The organism is Thioalkalivibrio sp. ALJ21, assembly GCF_000378605.1.
Lineage (GTDB): Bacteria > Pseudomonadota > Gammaproteobacteria > Ectothiorhodospirales > Ectothiorhodospiraceae > Thioalkalivibrio.
Map to the genome: position 1 here is coordinate 633634 of NZ_KB905155.1, position 25650 is coordinate 659283.

Below are 25650 nucleotides of genomic sequence, written 5' to 3' on the forward strand. Positions count from 1 at the left end.
TTTTGTCCGCGAGGCCCCGCCATTGTTGGCGGGGCTTTTTTGTGTCGATCAAGCCTTGATGGACTGAACGGATCGGCCGGTCACGCCGTCGATGCCAAGCTCCATCAGGGGCTCGATATCGTCGGTGCTGTCGCAGCCTTCGGCGATCACCAGAATTCCGATCGAGTGCGCCAGGGTGCAAAGCCCCCGAATCAGCGCCTGGGTCTCCGTGGATCGATGGACGCCCTGGATCAGCGAGGCCTGCAGCTTCACGTAATGCAGCCCGTACGCGGTAAGGTCGTGTGAGCGGAAGGCCTCCGGCCCCGCGTGCTCCAGACCGACCACGAAGCCCGTGACACGCGCGATACGGCACAGGTCGCGCAGTTCGGCCGGATGCGCCAGGGCGCCCCGGGCCGGGAATTCCAGCCACAGTCGACCGGCCACTTCCGGGTCGGAGGCCAGGCGGGATTCCAGGCGTTGGCGAAAGTCGGTGTCCTGTAGGCTGTCGACCGACAAATTGATTGCGAGGCGCTCGTTGCCTGCCCGTAGCTGATCCAGCGCAACATCGAGGACGGCGTCGTCCAGCTGCCGGATCAGGTCCAGGCGCACCGCCCACGGCATGAAATAGCCCGCGGGGCGCGATTCGCCATCCAGTAGCAGGCGCATCGGCGCTTCGTGGTGCATCAACTCGTGGTCGGCGTCCATCACCGGGAATCGCGCCAGCTTCACGCCATGCGTGGCCATGGCCACGGTGATCGCGGTACGCCATTCGTTCTGATTGGCATGTGGCAGCACGGCATGCGGTTCTTCGGCGATGGAATCGCCCGGTTCCAGCTCCGCGCGGGCCAGTGCCTGGTCGACGCGGCTGAGCACCTCTCCGGTGGTGTCGTCGGGGTGGTAGGGTGTCCCGGCCAAATGCAACGCCATCGCCTCGGGAGCCTTGGGGCCCAGTTCTGCGCGGATCGCCGTCAGCAGGGACTCGGCAAAGCGGCGGCTGTCCCCGATGCCGTCGCCAAAGACGGCAATATCCGAACCCTTCAGGCGCCCTGCGGCGCCGTAATCGGTCACGCTCACCTGCTGTTCCGCGACTTCCGCAATACGTGCCAGAAGCTCATCCAGTTTGTCGTGTCCGATCGCCTGATTGAGCTCGGGCAGGCTGGCGACGCGCAGGACGACAAAGCTCCCGGCGGATCCGGCGTGCCGATTTTCAAGGGTCGCCTGGAATCGAGCCAGGAAGGATTCGCGGTTCAAAAGGCCTGTTACATCATCGTGTTGAAGGCGATTTTTCAGGCGTTCTAGGCGCGTCGATTCTTCCTGCAGCATCATCCGGACATGCTCGGTCAGTCGGTTCATGGCGCGGACCAGTGCCTGGAACTCCCAGGTGCGGGGCTCCGGAGTGGTCACGAACCGCCTTTCGCCGACGGCCTCGGCCTGTTCCACCACCTGCTTCAGTGGCCGAATCAGCCGGCCGAGCAGGAACGACCCAATCAGGCCGATGATCAGCAAACCGCCGGCAAAGATCGCGGTGAGGCGGAGGGTTCCGTCCCACAGGGCCTCGTAGGCGTAGTTCGTCTGGCTCTCGACTATCAAGGTGCCGAATGATGACCAGCCGTCGGACACATGCGCGACCCCGGGGCGGACGTTGAAGGCCAGACGCTCGACGAACCATTCGGGCACGCCCTGGGGTGGCTCGGGGTTGCGGCGTTCGATCATGAGGTCGCCGGTCGGATCGATCAGCCGGATGTGCTGGTAGTGGCCGGTGTCGAACTGCGAGGCGATTTGCAGCTCCACGGTGGTCTCGTCCTTGGGCAGCTGGGAAAGCGACAAGGCCAGGGATGCGGCGTTGTCGATGTTCTTGGTCAGCAGCTGCTGCGCCAGGTAGTCGCGGGCGGACAGGGTGCTCACCACGATGCTGACCAGTAACGCCAGCAGCATGATGATGGCTACTGCGATCCAGAGTTGTTTTCTCAGCGTCATGACTGCGCCCTCATTCCGGGGTCGAGTTGATGGGTCGGTCGAGATCAAGGCCGTATTCGTCCAGCTGCTCCAGGACGCGGCGCCAGCGTGACAGGCGGGCGGTGGGGTCGGCCGCGGACTGTGCCTGCCCGTCGGGCCAGAGTCCCTCGCTGTTGAACGAGAAGATCGGCGTCAGGTCGTCGCGCTGGGATGCGCGTTCAATTCGGGTCACCAGGTTATCCAGTACCTTGGGCTCGTCTCGCGGGTCGGTGAAATAGCCGAGAACCATGTGCGCCTGGCTGAGATTGCTTCCAGGCCCGCCAAGGCGGGCTCGGACGTAGAAAAGCCGCAGGCGGTCATCGGGGATACCCAGTTTGCGCAGGCTGACGTATTTGGCGATGGAGTAGTCCTCGCAGTCGCCAGCACCCTTGTTCAGGGCCTCCAGGGGGGTCGCCCAGAAGTCTTCCTGGCCCCAGGTGACCTGGTCGTCCTGGTAGCGCAGCTGACGATTGAAAAACTCGTTCACCCGTGTGATCTGGGTTTGCTCGTCTTCATCGGCGAGATCCTCCAGCAGCTCGCGCCAGCGCCGCACCCGCTCTGCGGTTTCCGGCCCATAGCGGTCGGCCGCAACCTGCTCGAGCTGGGCGAAGCTGTCGAGGCCCGCATGGCTGGAGCCCAGCAGCCACGCCCCGGCGAACAGCACGAGCACGAGGCTTGCACGCTGTATCAGTCGGGACGGGTTGCGGGGCCAGATGCCAGGCACGTCGGCGCACTCTCCGGTGGCTGAAGAAAGCACTACTTCCCGAATGATGAGCCACGCCTTTATGGAAAGCCAGAAACATAAAACCCAAGCGTAGTGCTGTGCGCTATTTCTCGCCTTATCAGGCGTTTGTTTGCCGTTATGTGAACCACTTCAAAAAGGATTGCGCGGGTATGGGCTTAGGCCTATCGTTCAAAGGTGTGAGGCGTACATAAGCGTTTCGTCCGGTTAGCGGGATGCGCTGGCTCGGTGACAAAAAGAGTGGGCGAACAGGTTTCATGGGAGGACAAAAATGATGAACGGAATTAGGCCTGTGGCTGGCAAAGGTGGTTTGCTGGCCCTGACGGCGGCTGTGGCGATGGTAGTGGGTGGGTCGGCGCAGGCCGAGGCGCCGGAGCCGTTGCGCGACGCCGCGATGGAAGCGGTACTTTCCAACCCCGATGTGCAGTCGCGGTGGCATGCCTTTCGCGCCTCCGGGGAAGAACAAACCGGCGCGCGCGGGCGCTTCCTGCCCGAGATCGACCTGAATGCCCGTGCGGGGTATCAGCGCCAGCGCTCCAGCGACGACGATTTTGATTCGTTTTCGCGCAATCCGCGGGGCGTCGATATCACGCTCACGCAGATGCTGTACGACGGCTTCGAGACCGCAAGCGAAGTGAGCCGCCTGGGCGAGATTCAGCGGGTACGTTATTTCGAGCTGCGCGAGACGACCGAGGAGATCGCACTGGAAGCCGTGCGTGCCTTCGCCGATGTCCAGCGCCAGCGCGCCCTGGTCGACCTGGCGCAGGAGAACTACGACGCGCACAAGGAGGTTTACGATCAGATCGTGGACCAGACCGATCGCGGCGTGGGCCGGGGCGTTGACCTCGAGCAGGCCTCGGGGCGTCTGGCCCTGGCCGAGTCGAACCTGCTGACCGAGCGCCAGAATCTTCACGACGTGAATGCGCGGTACTACCGGATCGTGGGGCAGATGCCCGCGGACGACCGGGTGGACCTGGTTGGCACCTTCTCTGACGAGCCGATTCCCGGCACGGTTCAGGAGGCCCTGACCGAGGCCATCACCAAGAATCCGGCCATGTTCGCCTCGCTGCGTAACATGGAAGCGGCACAGGAACAGCGCAATGTGGCCCGTTCGGCCTTCCATCCGCGTTTGGATCTGCAACTGCGTCATGCCTACGAGAACGATGTGCTCGAACGCGAGGACATCCGTATCCATGACACCTCGGCGCTGGTGGTGATGACCTGGAACCTGTTCCGCGGCGGCACTGACCAGGCGCGGGTGCGCCAGTTCACCGAAGAGTTCAACCAGGCGCGCGATCAGCAAGAGTCGGTCTGCCGTAACGTGCGTCAGACGGTATCGGTGGCCTACAACGACATGCGTTCGCTGGACAGTCAGCTGCGCTTCCTGCGCCAGCATCGGGACTCGTCCGACCGCGTGCGCACCGCCTATCGCCAGCAGTTCGGGATCGGCCAGCGCAGCCTGCTGGATCTGCTCGACACCGAGAACGAGCACTTCGAGGCGAGCCGCGCCTATATCAACGCCCAGCACGACATGGAAATCGCCAAGGCGCGGGCGCTGAATGGGATGGGCCGACTGCTCGAGTATCTCGACATCTCGCGTGGCGACATGCCCACAGCCGCCGACCTGGGCTTGGTAGATGATGCCGCCCGGATCGATCCGGAGTCGGTCTGCCCGGCGGATGCCCCGCAGATGAGCGAAGCCCGCCACGAAAGCATCTTCCGCTAAGACCGACTCGCGGGAATGCAGACAAGCAAAGGGCCAGCCATTTCGGCTGGCCCTTTTGCTGTGTGCGATATGGAGCCGGCGACAGGAGTCGAACCTGCGACCCTCTGATTACAAATCAGATGCTCTACCAGCTGAGCTACACCGGCCAGGTGCGTGGTTTCGGGCCTGGCAGCGGGCCCGAGAAAAGAGGTGGTGCCGGGAGCGAGAATCGAACTCGCACTCTGTTGCCAGAACCGGATTTTGAATCCGGCGCGTCTACCAGTTCCGCCATCCCGGCTTTCGAGGCGCTAGTGTAGCGCACGAGCGGGGTGTGGCAAGGGAGAAGGCGTCTTCGCTTGATCCGCATTCAGGGCGCCGGTGCGTGGTAGCATCGCGCGCCATGCGTGTTTCCGATTTCGACTACGAGCTCCCGCAGGAGCTGATCGCCCAGTATCCGCTGCCCGAGCGAGCCAGCTCGCGCCTGCTCGTGCTGGAGGACGAGCAGGCGGAAGATGCCGCGTTCGGCACGATCGAGTCACTGCTGCGCCCGGGCGATCTCCTGGTGCTGAATGACACGCGCGTGATCCCGGCGCGGGTCTTCGGGCAGAAGGCGAGTGGTGGGCAGGTCGAGGTCCTCGTGGAACGGATCGAGTCACCCACCCAGGTTCTGGCGATGGTGCGGGCCAGTCGGGCGCCGAAGCCCGGCACGCGCCTTCACCTGGCGGATGCCTTTACGGTGGAGGTGACGGATCGTCAGGGGCCGTTTTTCCGGCTGCGTCTGGTGGATGACGCCGACATGCTCGCGCTGCTGAAGCAGCACGGTCATATCCCGCTGCCGCCGTACATTGAGCGGGCGGACGAGGGCAGCGATGCCGAGCGCTACCAGACGGTATTCGCTCGCAAGGAGGGCGCGGTGGCGGCGCCGACGGCTGGGCTCCATTTTGACGATGCACTGCTGGACCGGCTGCGCGCGCAGGGGGTCGAGACGGCCACGGTGACGCTGCATGTCGGGGCGGGGACTTTTCAGCCGGTGAAGGTGGACGACACCTCGCGCCACGAGATGCACGCCGAGTGGCTGGAGGTGGGGCCGGAGGCCTGTGCCGCCGTGGCGGCCTGCAAAGCGCGTGGCGGGCGTGTGGTGGCTGTGGGCACGACCTGTGTACGGTCGCTCGAGACGGCCGCGGCGGAGGGCGAGCTGAAGCCCTTTCAGGGTGAAACACGACTGTTCATCCAGCCCGGATATCGCTTTCGCGTAGTGGACCGGATGGTCACTAACTTTCACCTGCCGCAGAGCACGCTGCTCATGCTGGTGGCGGCCTTTGCGGGATATCGGCGGATCCTGGACGCCTATGCCCATGCGGTCGCGAATCGCTATCGCTTTTTCAGTTACGGGGATGCCATGTGGCTGGCACCGGGCGATCCCGCGGATCTGCCGCCGAGTGTCCGGGAGGAACACGATGGAGTTTGAACACCTGGGGCAGGATGGCGCGGCACGCCGAGGCCGACTGCGGTTCCCGCGTGGAGAAGTCGAGACGCCGGCCTTCATGCCGGTGGGGACCTACGGCACCGTAAAGGCCATGACGCCGGAGGAGCTGCGCGAGCTGGGGGCGCAGATCATCCTGGGCAACACCTTCCACCTGATGCTGCGCCCGGGTACCGAGGTGATCCGGGCGCATGGTGATCTGCATGACTTCATGCACTGGGAAGGGCCGATCCTGACCGACTCCGGCGGGTTTCAGGTCTTCTCACTGGCCGAGATGCGTAAGATCAGCGAGGAGGGTGTGCGGTTCCAGTCACCCGTGGACGGATCGAAGGTGCTGATGACGCCGGAGTCGTCCATGCGGGTGCAGCGCGAGCTGGGATCGGACATCGTGATGATTTTCGATGAGTGCACGCCCTATCCGGCCACCGAGGACGAGGCGCGCAAGTCGATGGAGCTGTCGCTACGCTGGGCCGCGCGATCGCGCGAGGCGCATGGCGACAACCCGGCAGCATTGTTCGGCATCGTCCAGGGCGGTATGTACCCGGCGCTGCGTCGGGAATCAGCCGCGGGCCTGCGCGAGATCGGCTTTGATGGCTATGCGATCGGCGGGCTGTCAGTCGGGGAACCCGAGGACGAACGGCTCGCTACGCTGGATGTGACCGTGGCGCTGCTGCCGGAGGACCGTCCGCGCTACCTGATGGGGGTGGGGCGGCCCGAGGATATCGTGGAAGCCGTGCGCCGTGGCGTCGACATGTTCGATTGCGTGATGCCGACCCGCAACGCCCGCAACGGGTTCCTGTACACCCGGGAAGGAGTCCTGCGTATCCGCAATGCGCGGTTCCGTGACGACACGGGCCCGATTGATCCCGAATGTGGCTGTTACACCTGCCGTAATTATTCAAGGGCTTATCTGAAACATCTCGACAAATGTAACGAGATTCTCGGGTCGCGCCTGGCGACCACCCACAACCTGCATTACTACCAGGACCTGATGCGCGGCCTGCGCGAGTCGATTGCGGCGGGTACGCTTCAGGCGTTCGTCGCCGATTTCTATGGTCGGCGCGGCATGGAAGTGCCGCCTGTGCCATAATCCGCGCGGCAATTTTCGCGAGCCCGATCACGGGTCTCGCGGGTGCCGGGCGCCTGTTCCGGCACCCTGAACCGATTGGCTAGACGGGAGTGTTTCGATGGATTTTCTGATTTCTGCAGCGCATGCCCAGGACGGCGGGGCCGCCGGTGGTGGCATGATCGAATTCCTGATCATGATCCTGATCTTCTTCGCGATCATGTACTTCCTGATCATTCGCCCGCAGAGCAAGCGCGCGAAGGAACACCGGTCGATGGTGGAGTCGCTGTCCAAGGGTGACGAGATCGTGACCAATGGTGGAGTGGCCGGCACGATCACCGAGGTGGGCGACAACTTCATCAAGGTCGACATCGCCAATGGCGTGAACATCGCCGTGCAGAAACAGTCGGTCCAGCAGGTCATGCCCAAGGGCACCCTCAAGGACCTCTAGGGTCTTCGAATATGCGCAATTCCTATCCGGCGTGGTTGTACGCCCTGATTGTCGTCGTCATCCTGGGCGCGGGGCTTTATGCCGCGCCCAATCTGTTCCCGGAGGACCCGTCGGTCCAGATCGGGAACCCAACCACCGGCGAGATCGATCAGAACATCCGTGAGCTGATGGGCACCATCCTGGGTGCTCAGGGCGTCACGCCGCATACGGTCGAGGAACAGGACGACGGCCAGATCCTGCTGCGCTTCGAGACTACCGACGAGCAGTCAACCGCCGCGGAGATATTGCGCAACGCGCTGGATGACAATCACACCGTCGCCCTGAACATGGCCCCGGCCACCCCGCGCTGGTTGCGAGCCATCAATGGCCAGCCCATGGCCCTCGGCCTCGACCTGCGTGGGGGGGTTCACTTCCTGATGGAAGTGGACCTGGACGCCGTGATTGGCACCGCGATGGAACGCTACTCGAATGAGCTGCGTGGGCGCCTGCGTGAAGAGCGTATTTCGTTTGACACCGTAGAGCGTGGCTCCCGCGATCTGACCGTGATGTTCGAGAGCGAGGCGGACCGCGAAGCGGCCGAGAGCTGGTTGCAGCGCCAGTATCGCGAGGAATTGGTCTGGGAGTCGCGTGGGTCCGGTGACACCAGCCGACTGGTCGCGACGCTGGATGACGACCACCTGACAGAGTTGCGCCGTCAGGCGCTGCAGCAAAACATATCCACGCTGCGTTCGCGGGTCGACGAACTGGGTGTGGCGGAGCCGATCATCGCCCAGCAGGGCGAGAACCGGATTGTGGTGCAGCTTCCGGGCGTGCAGGACACGGCACGGGCGAAAGAGGTCCTGGGCGCGACCGCGACGCTGGAATTCCGCCTTGTGTCCGAGAGTGGCGATGCTCAGGAGGCTGACGAGACCGGGCGTGCGCCGTCGGGTACGCGTCTTTACCACGAACGTGACGGGACACCGGTGCTGCTGCAGCGCCAGGTCATGCTGACCGGGGACTACATCACGGATGCCTCCTCGGGCATTGCCCAGGATACGGGCGGTCCGGCGGTGTTCATCAATCTGGACGGCCAGGGCGCGCGCATCTTCTCCCGCGTGACCTCGGATAACGTCGGGCGGCTGATGGCGACAGTGTTCATCGAGACCTCGACCGAGACGGTAGAGGAAGACGGCGAGCAGGTGATGCGCACCTCCCGTAGCGAAGAGGTCATCAACGTCGCGCGCATCAACGAGCCGCTGGGGCGTCGCTTCCAGATTTCAGGCCTCGACAGCAGCCGCGAGGCCCGCAACCTGGCGCTGTTGCTGCGCGCCGGGGCGCTTGCCGCGCCGATGTCGATCGTGGAAGAACGCACGGTGGGCCCGAGCCTCGGTCAGGAAAACATCGATCGCGGTATGCAGTCGGTCGTGATCGGGTTCATCGCCGTGATGATCTTCATGGTGTTGTACTACCGGGTGTTCGGGGTCATCGCGAACGTCGCGCTTGCGTTGAACCTGATCTTCATTGTCTCGGTGTTGTCGATGCTGCAGGCGACACTCACCTTGCCGGGCATCGCGGGGATTGTGCTGACGGTGGGTATGGCGGTGGACGCCAACGTGCTGATTTTCGAGCGAATACGCGAAGAGTTACGCAACGGGTTGTCACCACAGGCTGCGATCGCCTCGGGCTATGATCGCGCATTCACCACGATTGCGGATGCCAACGTGACCACGCTGATCGCGGCGCTCGTGCTGTTCCTGTTCGGCACCGGCCCGATCAAGGGGTTCGCGATCACGCTGTCGATCGGGATCATCGCCTCGATGTTCACGGCGATTATCGTGACCCGCGCCATCGTCAATCTCACCTACGGGCGGCAGCGTCGGCTGAACCGTCTGGCTATCTGAGGCGGAGAACGACATGCTTCCGCATTTGAATTTCGCCGAATCGAATCTCGATTTTCTCGGGAAACGCAAGATCACGATCACGATCTCCCTGATCCTGATCCTGATTTCCGTGGCGCTTCTGGCCACGCGCGGGCTGAACTTCGGGATCGACTTTACCGGTGGCACGCTGGTCGAGGTCGGATATCCCGAGGCCGTCGAGCTCGATCCGATCCGCGAGACACTGGCCGAAGGCGGCTTCGCCGGGGCCCAGGTGCAGACCTTTGGTACCTCGCGCGATGTCCTGATTCGTCTACCCCCGAGCGAAGACGACGACGACCCGGCCACGCTTTCGAACCGGGTGCTCAACGCCTTGCAGGATGGTGGTCCGGATGACCCGGATCTGCGGCGTGTGGAATTCGTGGGGCCCGCCGTGGGTGAGGAGCTGCGCGAGCAGGGGGGGCTGGCGATGATCTACGCCCTGGCCGGGATCCTGATTTACGTCGCGGTGCGCTTCGAGTGGCGGTTCTCGATTGGGTCGGTACTCGCGTTGATCCACGATGTGGTAATCACGCTCGGTATCTTCTCGCTGCTGCAGCTCGAGTTTGACTTGGGGGTCCTGGCGGCGGTGCTTGCGGTGATCGGGTACTCATTGAATGACACGATCGTGGTGTACGACCGAATACGCGAGAATTTCCGGATATTGCGCAAGAAGGGCACCGAAGAGGTCATGAACATCGCGGTGAACAAGACCCTGGCGCGCACCATCATCACCAGTACGACGACTCTGCTGGTGTTGTTCGCGCTGGCGTTCCTGGGCGGGGCCGCACTGCAGAACTTCTCGATCGCCCTGATCATCGGGGTGATTGTGGGTACTTACTCGTCGATCTTTATTGCCGCTACCGCGGCATTGCTGCTGGGTGTGGACCGGCAGGTACTGCTCCCTGTGAAGAGGGAAGGCGCCGAGGAAGATCAGACGCCTTAGCGGGTAAGGGCTAGCAATAGGGGGCACAAAAAAGCCCGGCTAGCCTCGCAGGCTGCCGGGCTTTCTTGGTTCAGGCCGTGCTCAGAACGACAGCGCTTCCTTGATGATGCGCTCGACCAGTTCATTGACGTCTCGAAGGCTCTTCTTGGAGTCTTTTTCTCCGACCTCGGGGACAGGGGTATAGCCCATGTACACCACGCCCGGCTCATCGGTCAGCTCGTACACCGTGATGATGTAAGGGCAGAACACCATGTTGTGAGGGTCGGCCTCCATCGTGGCGCGCGAATAGCTGGCGCTACAGAAGTCCACGGACTTGCCATTGAGATAGATGCCCTCGCCACTCTCCTGGCCGGCGGTGCGGTCCAGCATGTCGGCGATGTAGCCGACGTTGTTGATCACGAGGCCTTCGGAGGCAATCGCTTCCTCGACCATTTCAAAGTAGTGATCGAACTCGCCTTCGATCTTGAAGATCACGCGTTCGTCGGTTTCCATGACGGTTTCGTACGCGCTGGCAGTGGCACCCAGTGCCAGGCCGGCGCCCAGGGTCAGAGCGAGCGCCGAACGACGCAGCAGTTGGGACAAATGAGGGAATGCCTTCATGGTTCCTTCCTCGTAGTAGGTTCCAGGGGCGCAAGGCCCATTAGTCGAAAAAATGGCCCGCGAATCGGGTGCGGGGGGCCCAGTAGGGATTGTCGAGTTCCTCGATGCGGACCTGCCCGCGCGAGCTTGGCGCGTGGACAAATCGGCCTTCACCGACATAGACCCCGACGTGGTCAATTTGATTCCCGTTGATGGCGAAGAACACGACGTCTCCGGGGCTTGGGTCACCATCACGCTGGACCGCGGCGGCGGCCTGTTCGCCCGTGGTCCGCGGGACATCTTGACCCGCCTCGCGGTAGGCGCGCTGTACCAGAGCAGAGCAGTCGAGCCCATTGGCGTCGGTGCCGCCGTAGCGGTAGGGCGTGTCGAGGTGTCCGAGCGCCGCCAATACAACCTCGGAGCGCTTCAGTTCGGCTTCGGGGACATAGCTTATCGGGCCTTCGACCACCCGGGGTTCCGGGTCGACCTTGAGAGGCTCCGGTGCAGGGCCGCGTGGCTCGGGGCTACCCGCACAACCGGCCAGTACGAGCGCAGCCCCTAGTAAGGGGAGAGCGCTGTGGGAGTATGGCATGCCGGATTGGGACCCGTAGGCCGGGGAGGGCGCGGGCCCCGGAGTGCTAGAACATCTCGGTTTCTTCATAGCTTTCCGGTACCTGGAACAAGGCCTCGCTCAGGGGGTCCGTCGACAGTCCTGCCAGTCGGGTCGTGACGCCATCGTGTTCGCGCACTTCCAGAGGGATGCCTTCCACGCGAGGGAGGAGCGAGGCCCCCATCTGGGAGGCCATGGGACCTCCGGCCTCAAGGGCTCGCAGTGACAACTCGTACAGGCGATCCATCAAGGCCCCGAGGGTTTGAAAATCGGATGCCTCCAGACCCAAGGATTGCGCGTCGGCGACGCAAACGGTGCTCTGGGGGCGGTCATCGATCAGCACTTCGATTTCGCTGCAAACAAATTCCCCGATCTCCCGTTGCTCATCCGTCTCGCGGGTGCTGATTTCGGCCTCGAACCCCTCGGGGCCGATCCCCAATTGCTGTTTGAGCTGGTCGCGAACGTCGGGTGGGAGCTGTTCCATCTGGCGGCGCAGGTCGCTGACCATGTCGGTCATTGCCTGGATCTGTTCGTCCATCACCTCGCGCGTCAGTGGCAGATAGGTTTGCTCCTCGTCATCCACGACGGTGAGCTGGTCGTTGCGCGCATCGAACAGCATGTACCCGGAGGTCCCGCTGATTGCCTCGTTCAGTTCCATGCGGATCATGTGATCGCGCACGAGAATCTGGCTCTCGAGCCCTTCGTCGTCGATGTAATGCAGCAGGGCATCGGCCTGGGCCGGCAAGGCCGTGGCCAAGGCAAGCAGGCAGGCGGTCGAGAACAGGGTGAGAGAACGGTGCATAGGCATTCGCAGGGATTGAGTCAGGCTATATTGTGACACGTACGCGTCGACCTAGGCGGACACCGGTTGCAGAAGCTGGCGTGCCAGGGCATCGGTATCCAGCGGCTGCTCCGGGGCAACCTCCACGACGCCCTCCGCTCCGGTCGGCCATTCCTGGTGCGGGCGTTGTTGCTGCATCACCTGGTAATCGGCATCGGAGGCATCCTTGCCCGCCGCTGAGCGTTGCTCGAGGCGTTCCTGCAGGATTCGGTCGCTGGCGTGACAGGCGACGACCGCAAACCCCGCCTGGTGCCGGGTGGCGAGCTTCTGGAAGGGTGCCCGCTGGGCACGGGTCAGGAAGGTCGCGTCGACGACCACGGTGTGCCCCAGCGCCAGCAGGGTGTCCGCGCGAGCGCGCAGGTGGTCGTAGATCTGACCCCGGGCCTCTTCGCTGTAGGAGACTGCGTCGCCCATGCGCTTGCGCTCGATATCGGAGCGCAGCCGCAGCGCCCCAAGGGCCTCGACGATCTGCGTGCTGATCACAGTCTTGCCGCTACCCGATACGCCATGCATCAGCACCAGGCGGGGCGCAGACGGCTCGGTCAGGCGTTCCGCGAGTGCGAGATAGCGCCCCATTTCGGCGCGATGCGCTGCCTGTTCGTCCGAGGGGAGGTGCGACTCCTGCGCGTGGATGCCCTGCACCTTGGCGCGGATCAGGGCGCGATAGACCTGATAGAGGGGCAGCAGGCGGAGCCCGGCGATGTCGTCACGACCGTCCAGGTAGGCGTTCAGCAGGCGCCAGGCATGTGCGCGGGCCTTGCGTGACAGCAGGTCCATAGTGGTGAACGCGATCTCGGAGATCACGTCGATCCAGCGCAGCTCGGGGTCGAACTCGATCGCATCAAACGCCGCCAGGGTCTCGCCGTTTTCCGGATCGTCGACGTACACGATGTTGCCCAGGTGCAGGTCGCCGTGCCCGTGGCGGATGAAGCCCTCGCGGTGGCGCGATTCGAGAAGCGGGCCAAGGCGTTCGACTTCGTTCCGGGTCCAGCGCTCCAGGGCCGTGAGCCGCGCCCGGTCGGCCTCGCCATGGATCGCCTCGCCCAGGGCCGGAAAGTTGTCGAGCATCGGTTGGGTTGCCGCTTCCGGAGTGCCATGGGAAGAGTCCGCACCCGCCCGCTCGGTGCGTTCGTGAAAGGCGGCGATATAGTGGCCAAGTGCCTCCATGGCCTCGGTAGGCAATCGGCCCTGTTCCAGCAGGTTGTCCAGTTGCTTGCGGCGATCGAATCGGCGCATGCACACGGCGTAGTCCAGAATCGGACCTTCGCCATTGATGCGTGGAGCCGTGGCGTCTCCGTTCAGGGTTACCACATCGAGATAGATCTGCGGGGCGAGGCGACGGTTCACCTCGAGCTCGGTCTCGCAGAAGTGCTGGCGTGCCTCCAGCGTGGAGAAGTCCAGGAACCCCAGTGCCAGCGGCTTCTTGAACTTGTAGGCATAGTCGCCGGCGAGAATGACGGTCGAGATGTGGGTCTCGATGCGCTGCACCTGGTCGTGCTGGGGAATGGGCTCCGGGAATCCCAGCGTCGTAATCAGGGCCTGCAGTTGTTGTTGGTGTTGTTCCAGCGCGCTCATCACGCCTCCGTGGGATTGGCAGATCGCGATCGGGTGGACGGGTTTTGTGCCGATTCGTTCCCGGAAACGCGGCATTGGCGGCATGTCCGTTGCGCCCGGTCAGGTTAACATTGGGGCTGATCCCTTTCCTTGTGCCGTTTCCAGAAGCCCTCATGCCCCGAAAACGTACGACCCGTTCCCGCCGAGGTGCCCGATCCGGAGGCCTGCGCCATTTCTTTGGTGCCGGGATGTGGCTGTTCGCCGGTCTGGCGCTGGCCGGTATCGGGGTTGGGGCGATCTATGTCGTCTCGCTCGATCAGGAGATTCGCGAGCGCTTCGAGGGCCAGCGCTGGGCGTTGCCGGCGCGCGTCTACGCGCGACCGCTGGAGCTCTACGAGGGCCGGGCGCTTACGGCCCAGGCGCTGGAAACCGAACTGGAGACACTGAACTACCGCAGTAGTGCACAGGGAAGCGGCCCGGGCGAGTATCGCGTGGACGGCAACCGGGTGTCGTTTACCACGCGCCCGTTCACCTTTGGCGACGGTCCGGAGCCGGCCCATTCGGTGCGAGTGGATTTTTCGGATGGAAGGGTGCAGTCCGTCCAGAAGCAAGGGAACGGTGAGCGCGTCGATCTGATGCGGGTCGAGCCCTTGTTGATCGGGAGCATCTACCCGACCCATGGCCAGGATCGCATCCTCGTGGCCATAGACGAGGTGCCGCGGGAACTAATCGGCGCGCTGCTTGCGATCGAGGATCGTCGCTTCATGTCGCACCGCGGGGTGGACCCGGCGGGTATTGCCCGGGCGGCCATGGCGAACGTGCGCGCGGGGCGGACGGTGCAGGGTGGCAGTACGCTGACGCAGCAGCTGGTCAAAAACTTCTACCTGACACGGGACCAGACGCTGGCGCGCAAGGCGAACGAGGCGGTCATGGCCCTGTTGCTGGAGCGGCGCTACTCCAAGCGGGAAATCCTCGAGGCCTATATCAACGAGGTCTATCTGGGCCAGTCGGGTGAGCGCGCGATCCACGGATTCGGCCAGGCCTCTCAGTTCTACTACCAGCGGCCCCTGAACGAGCTGCGCCTGGACCAGCTGGCGCTGCTGGTGGGGCTCGCCCGCGGTGCGAGCTACTACGATCCGCGTCGTCACCCCCAGCGTGCCAAGGCGCGCCGTGATCAGGTGTTGCGCGCGATGCTGGAGACCGGGCTGGCCGATGCCGACCAGATAGAGGCTGCGCTGGATACCGAACTCGATGTATCTCCTGTGGTGCCGCAGGGCCGCAGCCGATTCCCGGCGTTCCTCGACATGGTGCGTCGCGAGTTGCGCGCCGACTACGCGGACGAGGACCTGCGCAGCGAGGGTCTGCGCATCTTCACCACCATGGACCCGGTCGTGCAGCTCACCCTGGAGGAGCGTCTGAAGGCGGGCGTGGATCGGGTGATCGAGCAGCGCGGGTCCAACCTGGAGCGGCTACAGGCGGCGGCCGTCGTGACCGACCCGCAAGCGGGAGAGGTGCTTGCGGTGGTGGGTGATCGCAATCCGCAGTATCCCGGCTATAACCGGGCGGTCGAGGCGCAGCGGCAGGTCGGGTCGGTGCTCAAGCCCTTCGTGTACCTGGCGGCGCTCACGCAACCTGGGCGCTATACGCTTGCGAGCCTGCTCGATGACAGCCCAATGACCATCCAGCTGCCGCATGGCGAGCCCTGGACGCCGCGCAATTTCGACCGCGAACACCGCGGCGACGTAACGGCCTGGGAGGCGCTGGTCCAGTCGTACAACGTCGCCACGGTCCAGCTGGCACAAGAGATCGGCATTTCGCAGCTGATCGACGTATTGCAGACGCTCGGCTTGCAGCGCACCCCGGCCCCGTTGCCTTCGCTGGCCCTTGGGGCGATCGAGTTGTCGCCACTGGAGGTGGCCGGGCTGTACCAGGCGCTCGCCAATGGTGGCTATGCGACCGGCACCCGTGCCATTCGCGACGTCCTCGATCTCGAGGACGAGGTCCTGTCCCACTACGGGCTGGAACTGCGCGGTGCCGTACCCGATGGCGCGGTCAGCCTGCTGACCCACGCCCTGCATGACGTGACCACCGAGGGGACCGGGCGGCAGATCAGCCAGCGCCTCCCGGGGCGCGTCGTGGCCGGCAAGACCGGCACCACGAACAACTTCCGCGACAGCTGGTTCGCCGGGTTCGATGATCGCCACGTCACGGTGGTCTGGCTGGGGATGGACGATAACAAGGCGACCGGCCTGACCGGAGGTGTGGCTGCGGCTCCCATCTGGGCCGATGTGATGGCCGGTCTGGGCGCACAGTCGCTGCGGCTAGACCGTCATCCCGAGATTGCCTATCAGGAAATTGACCTGAAGTCCGGCCTCCGCGTCGAGCAGGACGATCATGCCTGCGAGTCGGTGAAAACGCTCCCGTTCTGGCAGAATTCCATCCCCGAGAGCCGTGCCGACTGCGACACGGGCCGCACCCCGGATGAGCGGGGCTTTTTTGAGAGATTGTTCCGCTAATGATCCCAAACAACTCCATACGCTTGAGCCTGCTGCCTCGACCTCGCCCGGTTGCCGCGCTGCTGGCCGTCCTGTTTCTGGCTGCCTGTGCGGTGCCGGAGACAAGGGGCCCGGCGCCAGAGCAGCCGCCAGGGGCCGACGCCCCAGAGCCGGAGGCGATCCCGCACGAGGAGTCGCGCGAGCCTGAACCGGCTGCGGAGCCGGAAGCTACGCCTTCGGCCGCGTTGGCCCTGGCCGAGCAGGCAGAAGGCTCGCGCAGCGAAGGGAACCTCGAACGCGCTGCCCAGCAGCTGGAACGTGCGCTGAGGATTGCGCCGCGCGATGCCTCGTTGTGGCATCAGATGGCCCGCATCCGGCTGGAACAGGGCAATTACCCGCAGGCGGACCGTCTCGCGGGGCGCTCGCTGCAACTGGGCGGCGAACGGGATCGCTCGCTTGCTCTGGAGAACTGGCGAGTGATCAAGGCCGCGCGAGAGGCGATGGGTGACGAAGAAGGCGCCCGGGAGGCCCAGGAGGCCATTCAGAGGCTGGAAACTGGCGTTGTCTGAGTCCGCCGAATCACCCGCGCCGACCCCAACCGGTTCGGCGGCGGTGCGCGCGCTGAGCCCCGGGGGCGATCTGGCCGAGGCCCTGCATGGGTTTCGTCCGCGCGAGCCGCAGCAGCGCATGGCAGTGGCCGTGGAGTCGGCTCTGGAGCAGGCCCCCACCGCCTTGCTGGTCGAGGCCGCCACGGGGGTGGGCAAGACCTTTGCGTATCTGGTGCCGGTCCTGCAGGCACGCCGCAAGGCTCTGATCTCGACGGGGACCAAGACGTTGCAGGATCAGCTTTTCGAGCGGGATCTGCCGACCGTATGCGAGGCACTGGGCTATCGCCCGCGCACCGCACTGCTTAAGGGCCGCGCCAACTACCTGTGCCATTACCGCCTGGAACTCGCGGCCGCCGAGGCCGGAGGGCAGACGCAACGCAGCGCTCAACGCGAGCGCATGCCCGTGATCGAGGCGCTGCGGCAGTTCGCTCGCACCCATCCCACTGGCGATCTGGGCCAAGCCGGCATCCTGGCCGAGGACTCGCCCCTGTGGCCACAGGTAACGTCCACGGTCGACAACTGCCTGGGCGGCGAGTGTCCGCAGTACAACGATTGCTTCGTGGTGCAGGCGCGCAAGCGCGCGCAGGATGCCGATATCGTGGTTGTGAACCACCATCTCCTGCTGGCCGATATGGCGCTGAAGGAAGAGGGCTTCGGCGAGCTTCTGCCGGAGGTCGATGCCGTGATCGTCGACGAGGCCCATCAACTGCCGGAGATCGCCGGGGCGTTCTTTGGCGTTTCCGTCGGGAGCCGGGCGTTGCGCGACCTAGCGCGCGATGTGCGCCGGGAGCAGGAGCAGGCAGCCCCGGAAATGGTGATGATCCGCGAGGCTGCGGTCGAACTTGAGACCGTCGTGAAGAAGCTGCTCGAGGCGACACAGGGCATGGAACCGCGCGCCGCCTGGGACGTGGTGAACGAGAAGGGCCAGGTGGATCCATCGCTTGAGGAACTGGACGAGGCCCTGCGCGCGTTGAGCGATGCGCTGGCGCCCGCCACCGAACGCGGGCCCGGGCTCGAGCAGGTGCAGGGGCGTGTACTCCTGATGCGGGAACGCCTGCAGGGCTGGCGCGAGGACACGCCGGATACCGTGGCCTGGGTTGAGCGCTTCGCGCAGAGCCTGATCCTGCACAGGACGCCGCTGGATGCCGCGCGACCGCTGGCGCAACGGCGGGCCGCGCGCCCGGCCGCCTGGGTCTTCACCTCGGCTACGCTGGCCGTTGGAGAGGACTTCACCCACGCCTCGCGGCGCCTGGGCCTGCCTGCGGACGTCGCCCAGGAACGACTGGAGAGCCCTTTCGACTTCGCCCGGCAGGCGTGTCTGGTGCATCCGCAGCCACCGCTGCCCAACCCGAACAGCCCCGACTACACGCGCGCCTGTGTCGCCTGGGCATGGCCTCTGCTGCGCGACAACCCGGGCGGCGGGTTTTTTCTGTTCACCAGCCATCGTGCCCTGCAGGAGGCAGCGGCACTGCTACGGGCCGAGTTGCCGGACCGCGAGCTGCTGGTACAGGGCGAGCAGCCCCGCAACGATCTGCTGGCACGGTTTCGCGAGAACGGGAACGCCTGGCTGCTGGGGGCCCACAGTTTCTGGGAGGGCGTGGACATCCGCGGCGAGGCGCTGTCGGTGGTGATTATCGATCGGCTGCCGTTTGCGGCGCCGAATGACCCCGTGTTGCAGGCCCGCGCGCAGGCCCTGGAGGCCGAAGGACGCTCGCCGTTTATGGAATTCAGCCTGCCGCAGGCGGTGCTGGCCCTGAAGCAGGGGGCTGGACGCCTGATTCGTGATGCGGATGACTCCGGCATCCTCGCGATCTGTGATCCCCGCCTGACCGGAAAGCCTTATGGACGCCGGTTCCTGGCCAGCCTTCCGCCGTTTCATCGGACGCGGGACCCGATCGCGGCCCTGCAGTTTCTTGCGACGGCCCGGGAGCGTGTCGGATGCGACTGATCGCGATCGAGACCTGCACCGAGATGTGTTCCGCCGCGTTGTGGGTCGATGGGGCGCTGGAAAGTATCGAGGTCCGCGCCCCACGCCAGCATGGCGAATTGATCCTCCGGCAGGTGGAGGAGTTGCTGGCCCGGTCGGAGATCGCCCGCTCGTCCCTGGATGCCGTTGCCGTCGGCCGTGGTCCCGGAGCGTTCACGGGGGTCCGGCTGGGGCTGGGTGTGGCACAGGGGATGGCCTTTGCCCTGGATTGCCCGGTGGTCCCGATATCGACCCTGCAGGCGCTGGCGCAGCAACTGGTTAGCGAGCAACCCGACACTCCACCGGTTGAGATCCTCGCGGCTCTCGACGCCCGTATGGGAGAGGTGTACTGGAGTCTGAATCCGGTCGTCGAAGGGCGTGCGCAGGCAGCGCCGGAGCAGGTCTCGGTACCCGGTCAGGTGCTGCCCGCCTGGCGCGGAGCACCGGATCGGGGCATCGGTTCCGGATTCGCGGCCTATCCTGAATTGGTCGAACGCAGCGGCCTGAGCGAGGAGCGGCTCTATTCGGATGCATTGCCGCGGGCGCGCGAGGTCGCCGTGCTGGCCGTGGATACCTGGGAGCGGGACGGGGCGATTCCGCCCGAACAGGCGCAGCCGGTTTACCTGCGGGATAACGTTGCCGCGCCGCCCAAGCCGCGAGAGGCGGGTCCATGACGCCGGTATATCCGTGGTCGCCACCGATTACCGGGCGCATGAAAGAGGCCCCGGAGGATTTCTGCGTGTTCGAGCTACCTGCGACCGAGCCCGAAGGCAACGGCGAGCATCTGTGGCTGGAGATCGAAAAGCGGTTGCTCAACACCGAGGATGTCGCTGTCGCGCTGGCGCGGGCTTGCGGGGTACCACGCGGCCAGGTGAGCTATGCCGGGCGCAAGGACCGGCAGGCCGTTACGCGGCAGTGGTTCAGCGTGCAGTGCACAGCCACTGCCGAACCGGATTGGCAAACTCCAGCGACCTTGATGGAACGCCTGGGCAAGGACGCCGAGGGCGAGGCCCGAGTGCTGCGGGCCGAGCGGCATTCGCGCAAGCTGCGCACCGGACACCTCGCGGGGAACCGTTTTGTCGTCTGGCTGAGGGACGTTGCGGGCGATCGCGATATGGCGGAGCAGATCCTTCGGCGTATCCGGGAGCAGGGGGTCCCGAATTACTTCGGTCAGCAGCGGTTCGGCCGTCGCAACCTGGAACAGGCCGAGCAATGGCTAAGCGGGGGGAGGGCGCCACGGAGTCGCAACCAGCGCAGCCTGCTGCTCTCTGCGGCGCGTTCCGCAATCTTCAATGCCGTGCTGGAAGAACGGGTAGCCGACGATACCTGGGCACGTTTTCTGCCCGGCGACGTGGCGACGTTCCAGGGGTCGGGCAGCGTCTTTGCGGTCCCCGAGGTGACGGCCGATATCGAGCAGCGTCTGGCGGAGGGTGTGATCCACCCGACAGGCCCCCTATGGGGTCGCGGCGACCCGCTGACGACGGGCGATGTGCGTCTTCGGGAGGCGGAGTGCGCCCGACGATTCGAGACCCTGGCATCGGGCTTGGAGGCTCAGGGTATGAAACCGGCCCGTCGGGCCCTGCGGCTACTTCCCGCGTCACTCGATTGGGAATGGCAGGAGGACGATCTGCGTCTGGAGATCGCCCTCGGCCCCGGGGAGTACGCGACCAGCATCCTCGATGCCGTGATGGACAGCGTACCGAAACAGGATACGGCTTAGGGAGGCACTGATCAGTGTTTCCCCCGGCGCTCAGGAGAGGAGCGGGCGTTCAGGCCGAACGGGCCTCGGTTTCCTGTAGTTTCTGCTCGGCTTTCGCGGCCCGCTGCTCGGCTTCGATGCGCGCGGTAATGTCTTTCTGGATGCCGATGTAGTAGGTCAGGTGGTCTTCGTCATTGAACACGGGCGTGAGCGAAAGCTCGTTCCAGAACAGGGAGCCGTCCTTGCGGTAGTTGCGCAGCGTGACCCGGCAAGGCCGATTCTCCTGAATCGCGGCGCGGATCTCGCTGCGTGCTTCCTGGTCGGTATCGTCGCCCTGGAGGAACCGGCAATCCCGATAGAGGATCTCTTCCGAGCGATAGCCGGTTAGTTCTTCAAAGGCGCGATTGACGTAGATCAGGATGTTGTCGTCGCCTTCGCGCTCAGCGATCACGACGCCGTCATTGGAGGCGTCTACCGCCAGGGCCAGGAGTTCGGCATCAATCGTTCGCGTCATAGTTCGGTCTGGTTCGTGTTCTGGTGAGCGGACGAGGTCGTCGGAGGGTGATGTCCGCTTTGGGTTGAGGCTGTGTCTCGAAAATAGCACGAATGGCCGCACACGCGGGCGATTGTCGGACGTTACGCATAAAAAAGGCCGCCCGAAGGCGGCCTCACGGTGACCCTTTAGCGCTTACATCTCTTGTGTAATCGAGAATGCGCCACGCACGTCACCCTCGCTGAAGCCCGTGGCCTGGTCGTCGGGGTACAGGCGCTCCAGGGCGTGCTTGACGTCGCTGCTGATGTCCGAGCCGTGGCAGGCCAGGCAGGCGCCGCCGGTCGGGATCGCCGCCATGAAGCGGAACCGGGCGCCATCTTCGCCCTCGACCACCTCGTGGCGCGGCGCAAGCTCGTTGGCGGGGGTGCCTTCGGCATGCTGGGACTGGAAATGCTCCAGCTGGATGCGTTCCCATTCATCCGGACTGTTGTCCGGGTTGCGGATCTTCAGGCTCGTACGACCCACTTCCCAGCCGGTGTCGGCCGCAATCTCGTCCGCGATTTCGGGTGCCCGCTGGTTGCAGACCTCAATGGCCTGGGTCGGCCCGCCTTCTTCCATGGCGGCGACCAGTTCTCCCTGGAGGGTGCTTGCGAACTGCTCGATCGCCGCACGTGTTTCAGCGATGCGTTCTTGCAGTTCTGCTTCGGTCATTTCTTTTGCGTGATCGTCGCCAAGGGCGTGTCCGCTAGTGCTAACGAACGCGGCCAAGCCAAGGGCGATCGGGGCTAGCTTCCAATTCTTCATGAACAGGACCTCCCAATGCAGTGTCCGTTGCGTCCCGTAGAACTGTACAAGACTTGTACAGAGCATGGTACGGATTACTGAAGATTGCAAGGATTGGTATAGGAAAAACGTGAACCAGTCCCGCGCTGAATCTACAGCCTGGAATCAGTCTAAGCCCAATAATCAGCGAATGGGAATATGTGACTTAAGTATAGTTGGTGGGCGTCTCAGCGCTGCGCGTTCGGGCGCTTCAAAAGTACATATACGGCTCCGGTGCCGCCGTCTGCTGGAGGCGCCGAGCAAAACGCCAGTACATCGTGGCGCTGGCGCAGCCAGTGATCGGTGAGCCCCTTGAGTACCGGCCCTTTTTGCCGTGAACGCATGCCCTTGCCATGCACCACACGGACGCAGAGGCGCCCGTGTGCGCGGGCCTGATCGAGGAACTGCCCGATCGCCTGTCGCGCCTCGTCGGCGAACATGCCGTGCATGTCGAGTTCATCTTCCACGCGGTAATGGCCATTACGCAGTTTGCGAAAGATCCGGTGGCTGATCCCGTCACGGGCATAACGCAACTCGTCACCGGGCTGAAGTTCCGAGGCGCCGATGGGATCGCTGAGCCAGTCGGAATGCGCGGCGGCCTCGTCGCGGTCGCGCTGGTGCGCGCGGGCAGGGGGGCGCGGCTTGCCGGTGTCGGCCTGGTCATGGTGCAGGCGTCGCACATCGCCAATCGCACGCAGGAATTCGTCCGCGTCATTGGGCATATCGTTGGGATCATCACCAGAGTTCATGGCAGGATACTCGCGTTTTCCGTGGCGTGGACGGAGAAGAACCTCAGGCAAACGGTGAGGTTCGTGGCCGCGCTCGGTGTTCGGAATCCAGTATATTAGGCCACTTCCCAGCGACCCCAATCCGCATGCGCATTCTGGTAAGCAACGACGATGGTATCCATGCGCCCGGCATCCAGTGTCTGGCGAAATGTCTGCGTGAAGTCGCGGAGGTGCGCGTTGTGGCGCCGGATCGTGACCGCAGTGGTGCTTCCAACAGCCTGACGCTGGTGCGCCCGGTGCGGGCACGGGAAGTGGGGCATGACGGGATTCAGGTGGACGGGACGCCAACGGACTGTGTGCATCTCGCATTGACCGGCCTGCTGGGTGAGTGGGAGCCGGATGTCGTGATCTCCGGGATCAACTCCGGCGCCAATATGGGCGACGATGTGCTGTATTCCGGTACCGTCGCGGCTGCGATGGAAGGGCGGTTCCTGGGCCTGCCGGCTATTGCGGTCTCGCTGGTAGGGACGGACCTCACGCACTATGAGGCGGCCGGCCGTATTGTGCTGGATCTGCTGGACCGGATTCATCGCGTACCGCTGCCGGCGGCCACGATCCTGAACGTCAATGTCCCCGATCTGCCGCGCGAACAGATTCGCGGCGTGCAGGCGACACGGTTGGGCAATCGGCACCGAGCCGAGCCGATGATCGCGGACGCCGATCCGCGTGGGCGGCCGATCTACTGGGTGGGGCCGGCGGGTTCGGAACAGGACGCCGGGCCGGGTACGGATTTTCATGCGGTGCGAGAGGGCTATGTCTCGGTGACTCCTATTCAGGTGGACTTAACGCGTTACGACGCCATCGATACGGTGGGCCGCTGGCTGGAGGATGCAACACCCGGGAGCCACCATGGTTCCTGATGCGCGCGGGGCCGGTTTGACGTCGGGCCGAGCAAGAGAACGACTGATCCGCTTGCTGGAGGGTCAGGGCATCCGTGATCGCCGGGTGCTCGAGGCTGTTCGCGATGTCCCCCGCCACTTGTTTGTCGAGGAGGCGCTGAGCCATCGGGCTTACGAGAATATCGCGCTGCCTATCGGACATCGTCAGACCATCTCGCAGCCGTTTATTGTTGCGCGCATGACCGAGGCCTTGCTGGAGGGCGGTCCTGTGAGCACGGTGCTGGAGATTGGCACCGGATCCGGCTACCAGGCGGCCGTGCTCGCCAAGCTTGTGGACCGCGTCTACTCCGTCGAACGCATCCAGGCGCTCAGCCGGAATGCGCGTGAGCTGTTAAGCCGCCTGGGGATCAACAACGTGAACCTGCGGCACGGCGATGGGGCGGAAGGCTGGCCCGAGCGCGCGCCGTTCGACGGCATCATCCTGACCGCCGCACCGCACAACGTTCCGGAGACCCTGCTGACGCAGCTGGCGCTCAATGGTCGCCTTGTGGCACCGGTGGAGGGGCCGGACGGGCGCCAGCAACTGGTGCGCTATACGCGTACCGAAGAGGCCTATGTGCGCGATATCCTCGATGCGGTCATGTTCGTTCCCATGTTGCCCGGGGCCGAGCAGTGAGGTGCACGGGTGCTCAGGCGTGATGTCTTCAGCCTCCGGGGATCGGCATGAAGCTATTTGAGCCGTTGTATGATCGGGTCATGCAGTGGTCTCGCCACCGCCATGCCCCGCGCTACCTGGCGACGCTGTCGTTTGCCGAATCCTCCTTTTTTCCGGTGCCGCCGGATGTCATGCTGGCGCCGATGGCGGCTGCCCGACCACGGACGGCCTGGCGCCTCGCTGCCCTGACGACGATCTTCTCCGTGCTGGGCGGGTTGCTGGGTTATCTGATCGGGTGGGCCGCGTTCGAATGGATTGGACCATGGCTGGAGCGCTGGGGATACGGGGCCGAGCTCGCGCAGGCCGAGGCCTGGTTTGCGGTGTGGGGCGTGTGGGTGGTGCTGATCGCCGGATTCTCGCCGATCCCGTACAAGCTGTTCACGGTGACCGCCGGGGCCCTGTCGATGGCCCTGATCCCATTCGTGATTGCATCGCTGATCGGGAGGGGGTTGCGGTTCTTCCTGGTGGCACTCGTGATGGCCTGGGCGGGGCCTCGAGCCGAGCAGCACCTGCGGCCCTATATGGAGCGTATTGGCTGGGCGGGTGTGGTCGCACTGCTGGGTGCGATGGTGATCGTGCTGCTGATGGAATGACGCCTTGAGTCGGCGATTCTTGCAAACGCTCATGCTGGTGGCCATCGCGGGCCTGTTGGTCGCTTTGGTCAGCGGTTGCGCGACACGGGCCCCCAGCGGCGGCAGCGACACCTCGCGTGCCAGTGGCCCGGTGCCTGCGACCCACACGGTTCAGCGCGAAGAAACCCTTTACCGGATTGCCCACCGCTACGGCCTGGACTGGCGTGAAGTCGCCCAGCGCAATGCGATTAGCGCGCCGTACATCATCTACCCCGGGCAGGAACTGCGCCTGCGCGGGGCGGCGCGCTCGTCTCCGCCGCAGGCCCCGCGTCAGCAGCGGCAGGAATCGTCAACCGCGAGCGGCAGTGACGGTGATAGTGATGCGTCGCGAAAAACCGCGCGCTCGGATCCACCGCCGGATGACCCGGGTGGGTGGCGTTGGCCGGCGGATGGTGACGTCCTTCGTGGTTTCTCCAGCAGCGGAACGCGGCGCGGGCTCGCGATTGGCGGAGAGCGCGGCGACGAGGTGCGGGCGACGCGGTCCGGCGAGGTGGTCTATGCAGGTGGCGGCCTCGTGGGGTATGGTCGACTGATCATCTTGAAACACGACGCGCGCTTTCTGAGTGCCTATGGCCATAACGACGAGCTGCTGGTCTCCGAAGGGGATCAGGTCGAGGCTGGCGAGACGATAGCGCGTCTGGGTTCATCGGGCGCGGAGCGCCCAATGCTGCACTTCGAGATACGGGTAGATGGAACGCCCGTGGATCCGACCCGATACCTGCCGGATCGCTAGATAGAAAAGGGAGT

At 64.6% G+C, this 25650-nt stretch carries 24 protein-coding genes and 2 tRNA genes; 15 read left to right on the plus strand and 11 right to left on the minus strand.

The window, feature by feature from the left end; all coding sequences use genetic code 11:
• Positions 1–48: 48 nt before the first annotated feature.
• Entirely contained in the window at positions 49–1956 is a 1908-nt protein-coding gene (locus F579_RS0102940; RefSeq protein ID WP_019024340.1) for a LapD/MoxY N-terminal periplasmic domain-containing protein, read from the minus strand.
• Between the two features lie 10 nt (positions 1957–1966).
• The gene (locus tag F579_RS0102945) at positions 1967–2644 is read right to left on the minus strand and encodes a transglutaminase-like cysteine peptidase (RefSeq protein WP_026301042.1); all 678 of its coding nucleotides are present in this window, start codon (positions 2642–2644) and stop codon (positions 1967–1969) included.
• 409 nt (positions 2645–3053) lie between these two features.
• On the opposite strand from F579_RS0102945, the gene F579_RS0102950 reads away from it, so the two are divergent.
• On the plus strand, positions 3054–4442 hold the full coding sequence (locus tag F579_RS0102950) for a TolC family outer membrane protein (RefSeq protein ID WP_026301041.1): 1389 nt from the start codon (positions 3054–3056) through the stop codon (positions 4440–4442).
• A 70-nt stretch (positions 4443–4512) separates the two neighbouring features.
• On the opposite strand, the gene F579_RS0102955 is transcribed toward F579_RS0102950, so the two are convergent.
• Together F579_RS0102955 and F579_RS0102960 are read right to left on the minus strand one after the other, a co-directional pair.
• A tRNA-Thr gene (locus tag F579_RS0102955) sits at positions 4513–4588 on the minus strand.
• A gap of 44 nt (positions 4589–4632) precedes the next feature.
• Positions 4633–4719: transfer RNA gene (locus F579_RS0102960), tRNA-Leu, on the minus strand.
• Between the two features lie 102 nt (positions 4720–4821).
• On the opposite strand from F579_RS0102960, the gene queA reads away from it, so the two are divergent.
• The 5 genes from queA to secF all read left to right on the plus strand — a co-directional run bounded on the left by queA (position 4822) and on the right by secF (position 10262).
• Entirely contained in the window at positions 4822–5889 is a 1068-nt protein-coding gene (queA, locus tag F579_RS0102965; RefSeq protein WP_019024337.1) for a tRNA preQ1(34) S-adenosylmethionine ribosyltransferase-isomerase QueA, read from the plus strand.
• On the plus strand, positions 5879–6994 hold the full coding sequence (gene tgt, locus F579_RS0102970) for a tRNA guanosine(34) transglycosylase Tgt (RefSeq protein WP_019024336.1): 1116 nt from the start codon (positions 5879–5881) through the stop codon (positions 6992–6994). The genes queA and tgt overlap by 11 nt, the downstream gene beginning before the upstream one ends.
• Before the next feature lie 97 nt (positions 6995–7091).
• A complete protein-coding gene (gene yajC, locus F579_RS0102975) occupies positions 7092–7421 on the plus strand; it encodes a preprotein translocase subunit YajC (protein ID WP_017926621.1) in 330 nt (109 codons plus the stop codon).
• 11 nt (positions 7422–7432) lie between these two features.
• Complete coding sequence (gene secD, locus F579_RS0102980) at positions 7433–9301, plus strand: protein translocase subunit SecD (protein ID WP_019024335.1); 1869 nt, start codon at positions 7433–7435, stop codon at positions 9299–9301.
• A 13-nt stretch (positions 9302–9314) separates the two neighbouring features.
• On the plus strand, positions 9315–10262 hold the full coding sequence (gene secF / locus F579_RS0102985; protein ID WP_019024334.1) for a protein translocase subunit SecF: 948 nt from the start codon (positions 9315–9317) through the stop codon (positions 10260–10262).
• Between the two features lie 81 nt (positions 10263–10343).
• Here the strand turns inward: secF and F579_RS0102990 are convergent, their stop codons facing one another.
• Genes F579_RS0102990 through F579_RS0103005 form a run of 4 tightly spaced genes read right to left on the minus strand, consistent with a single transcriptional unit; the run spans position 10344 to position 13867 of the window.
• Positions 10344–10862 carry a DUF302 domain-containing protein gene (locus F579_RS0102990; protein ID WP_012982697.1) on the minus strand — a complete coding sequence of 173 codons (519 nt, stop codon included), beginning with the start codon at positions 10860–10862 and terminating at the stop codon, positions 10344–10346.
• Between the two features lie 40 nt (positions 10863–10902).
• Positions 10903–11433, minus strand: a complete 531-nt coding sequence (locus F579_RS0102995; RefSeq protein ID WP_231365777.1) for a C40 family peptidase — start codon at positions 11431–11433, stop codon at positions 10903–10905.
• Positions 11434–11479: 46 nt separating this feature from the next.
• Positions 11480–12253 carry a hypothetical protein gene (locus tag F579_RS0103000; RefSeq protein ID WP_019024331.1) on the minus strand — a complete coding sequence of 258 codons (774 nt, stop codon included), beginning with the start codon at positions 12251–12253 and terminating at the stop codon, positions 11480–11482.
• Positions 12254–12304: 51 nt separating this feature from the next.
• Complete coding sequence (locus F579_RS0103005; RefSeq protein ID WP_019024330.1) at positions 12305–13867, minus strand: bifunctional aminoglycoside phosphotransferase/ATP-binding protein; 1563 nt, start codon at positions 13865–13867, stop codon at positions 12305–12307.
• A gap of 152 nt (positions 13868–14019) precedes the next feature.
• On the opposite strand from F579_RS0103005, the gene mrcB reads away from it, so the two are divergent.
• Genes mrcB through truD form a run of 5 tightly spaced genes read left to right on the plus strand, consistent with a single transcriptional unit; the run spans position 14020 to position 20635 of the window.
• Positions 14020–16362, plus strand: a complete 2343-nt coding sequence (gene mrcB, locus F579_RS0103010; RefSeq protein ID WP_155984979.1) for a penicillin-binding protein 1B — start codon at positions 14020–14022, stop codon at positions 16360–16362.
• Positions 16362–16910, plus strand: coding sequence for a tetratricopeptide repeat protein (locus F579_RS0103015; protein WP_019024328.1), 549 nt, complete (start codon positions 16362–16364; stop codon positions 16908–16910). Before mrcB ends, F579_RS0103015 begins: the two co-directional genes overlap by 1 nt.
• A gap of 43 nt (positions 16911–16953) precedes the next feature.
• Complete coding sequence (locus tag F579_RS0103020) at positions 16954–18897, plus strand: ATP-dependent DNA helicase (protein ID WP_026301039.1); 1944 nt, start codon at positions 16954–16956, stop codon at positions 18895–18897.
• A complete protein-coding gene (gene tsaB, locus F579_RS0103025; RefSeq protein WP_019024326.1) occupies positions 18888–19589 on the plus strand; it encodes a tRNA (adenosine(37)-N6)-threonylcarbamoyltransferase complex dimerization subunit type 1 TsaB in 702 nt (233 codons plus the stop codon). The genes F579_RS0103020 and tsaB overlap by 10 nt, the downstream gene beginning before the upstream one ends.
• Entirely contained in the window at positions 19586–20635 is a 1050-nt protein-coding gene (gene truD, locus F579_RS0103030; protein ID WP_081616891.1) for a tRNA pseudouridine(13) synthase TruD, read from the plus strand. Before tsaB ends, truD begins: the two co-directional genes overlap by 4 nt.
• A 49-nt stretch (positions 20636–20684) precedes the next feature.
• Here truD and F579_RS0103035 read toward each other — a convergent pair whose 3' ends face one another.
• The 3 genes from F579_RS0103035 to F579_RS0103045 form a co-directional block, all read right to left on the minus strand.
• The gene (locus tag F579_RS0103035; protein WP_019024324.1) at positions 20685–21128 is read right to left on the minus strand and encodes a PAS sensor domain-containing protein; all 444 of its coding nucleotides are present in this window, start codon (positions 21126–21128) and stop codon (positions 20685–20687) included.
• Positions 21129–21302: 174 nt separating this feature from the next.
• Complete coding sequence (locus tag F579_RS0103040) at positions 21303–21911, minus strand: DUF3365 domain-containing protein (protein ID WP_038029323.1); 609 nt, start codon at positions 21909–21911, stop codon at positions 21303–21305.
• A gap of 206 nt (positions 21912–22117) precedes the next feature.
• Positions 22118–22678, minus strand: a complete 561-nt coding sequence (locus tag F579_RS0103045) for a Smr/MutS family protein (protein ID WP_019024322.1) — start codon at positions 22676–22678, stop codon at positions 22118–22120.
• 125 nt (positions 22679–22803) lie between these two features.
• Between F579_RS0103045 and surE the strand changes: the two genes are divergently transcribed.
• Genes surE through F579_RS0103065 form a run of 4 tightly spaced genes read left to right on the plus strand, consistent with a single transcriptional unit; the run spans position 22804 to position 25636 of the window.
• Positions 22804–23577 carry a 5'/3'-nucleotidase SurE gene (gene surE / locus F579_RS0103050; protein WP_019024321.1) on the plus strand — a complete coding sequence of 258 codons (774 nt, stop codon included), beginning with the start codon at positions 22804–22806 and terminating at the stop codon, positions 23575–23577.
• A complete protein-coding gene (locus F579_RS0103055) occupies positions 23567–24232 on the plus strand; it encodes a protein-L-isoaspartate(D-aspartate) O-methyltransferase (RefSeq protein ID WP_026148260.1) in 666 nt (221 codons plus the stop codon). Before surE ends, F579_RS0103055 begins: the two co-directional genes overlap by 11 nt.
• Positions 24233–24279: 47 nt before the next feature.
• Positions 24280–24864, plus strand: coding sequence for a YqaA family protein (locus F579_RS0103060; protein ID WP_019024320.1), 585 nt, complete (start codon positions 24280–24282; stop codon positions 24862–24864).
• A 31-nt stretch (positions 24865–24895) separates the two neighbouring features.
• The gene (locus F579_RS0103065) at positions 24896–25636 is read left to right on the plus strand and encodes a peptidoglycan DD-metalloendopeptidase family protein (RefSeq protein ID WP_019024319.1); all 741 of its coding nucleotides are present in this window, start codon (positions 24896–24898) and stop codon (positions 25634–25636) included.
• Positions 25637–25650: the final 14 nt, after the last annotated feature.

Excerpts from the sequence above, each read along its gene's own strand:
- F579_RS0102940 (WP_019024340.1), bottom strand. The coding sequence starts at position 1,956 with ATGACGCTGAGAAAACAACTCTGGATCGCAGTAGCCATCATCATGCTG.
- F579_RS0102950 (WP_026301041.1), top strand. The coding sequence starts at position 3,054 with ATGGTAGTGGGTGGGTCGGCGCAGGCCGAGGCGCCGGAGCCGTTGCGC.
- queA (WP_019024337.1), top strand. The coding sequence starts at position 4,822 with ATGCGTGTTTCCGATTTCGACTACGAGCTCCCGCAGGAGCTGATCGCC.
- tgt (WP_019024336.1), top strand. The coding sequence starts at position 5,879 with ATGGAGTTTGAACACCTGGGGCAGGATGGCGCGGCACGCCGAGGCCGA.
- yajC (WP_017926621.1), top strand. The coding sequence starts at position 7,092 with ATGGATTTTCTGATTTCTGCAGCGCATGCCCAGGACGGCGGGGCCGCC.
- secD (WP_019024335.1), top strand. The coding sequence starts at position 7,433 with ATGCGCAATTCCTATCCGGCGTGGTTGTACGCCCTGATTGTCGTCGTC.
- secF (WP_019024334.1), top strand. The coding sequence starts at position 9,315 with ATGCTTCCGCATTTGAATTTCGCCGAATCGAATCTCGATTTTCTCGGG.
- F579_RS0102990 (WP_012982697.1), bottom strand. The coding sequence starts at position 10,862 with ATGAAGGCATTCCCTCATTTGTCCCAACTGCTGCGTCGTTCGGCGCTC.
- F579_RS0102995 (WP_231365777.1), bottom strand. The coding sequence starts at position 11,433 with ATGCCATACTCCCACAGCGCTCTCCCCTTACTAGGGGCTGCGCTCGTA.
- F579_RS0103000 (WP_019024331.1), bottom strand. The coding sequence starts at position 12,253 with ATGCACCGTTCTCTCACCCTGTTCTCGACCGCCTGCCTGCTTGCCTTG.
- F579_RS0103005 (WP_019024330.1), bottom strand. The coding sequence starts at position 13,867 with ATGAGCGCGCTGGAACAACACCAACAACAACTGCAGGCCCTGATTACG.
- mrcB (WP_155984979.1), top strand. The coding sequence starts at position 14,020 with ATGCCCCGAAAACGTACGACCCGTTCCCGCCGAGGTGCCCGATCCGGA.
- F579_RS0103015 (WP_019024328.1), top strand. The coding sequence starts at position 16,362 with ATGATCCCAAACAACTCCATACGCTTGAGCCTGCTGCCTCGACCTCGC.
- tsaB (WP_019024326.1), top strand. The coding sequence starts at position 18,888 with ATGCGACTGATCGCGATCGAGACCTGCACCGAGATGTGTTCCGCCGCG.
- truD (WP_081616891.1), top strand. The coding sequence starts at position 19,586 with ATGACGCCGGTATATCCGTGGTCGCCACCGATTACCGGGCGCATGAAA.
- F579_RS0103035 (WP_019024324.1), bottom strand. The coding sequence starts at position 21,128 with ATGACGCGAACGATTGATGCCGAACTCCTGGCCCTGGCGGTAGACGCC.
- F579_RS0103040 (WP_038029323.1), bottom strand. The coding sequence starts at position 21,911 with ATGAAGAATTGGAAGCTAGCCCCGATCGCCCTTGGCTTGGCCGCGTTC.
- F579_RS0103045 (WP_019024322.1), bottom strand. The coding sequence starts at position 22,678 with ATGAACTCTGGTGATGATCCCAACGATATGCCCAATGACGCGGACGAA.
- surE (WP_019024321.1), top strand. The coding sequence starts at position 22,804 with ATGCGCATTCTGGTAAGCAACGACGATGGTATCCATGCGCCCGGCATC.
- F579_RS0103055 (WP_026148260.1), top strand. The coding sequence starts at position 23,567 with ATGGTTCCTGATGCGCGCGGGGCCGGTTTGACGTCGGGCCGAGCAAGA.
- F579_RS0103060 (WP_019024320.1), top strand. The coding sequence starts at position 24,280 with ATGAAGCTATTTGAGCCGTTGTATGATCGGGTCATGCAGTGGTCTCGC.
- F579_RS0103065 (WP_019024319.1), top strand. The coding sequence starts at position 24,896 with ATGCTGGTGGCCATCGCGGGCCTGTTGGTCGCTTTGGTCAGCGGTTGC.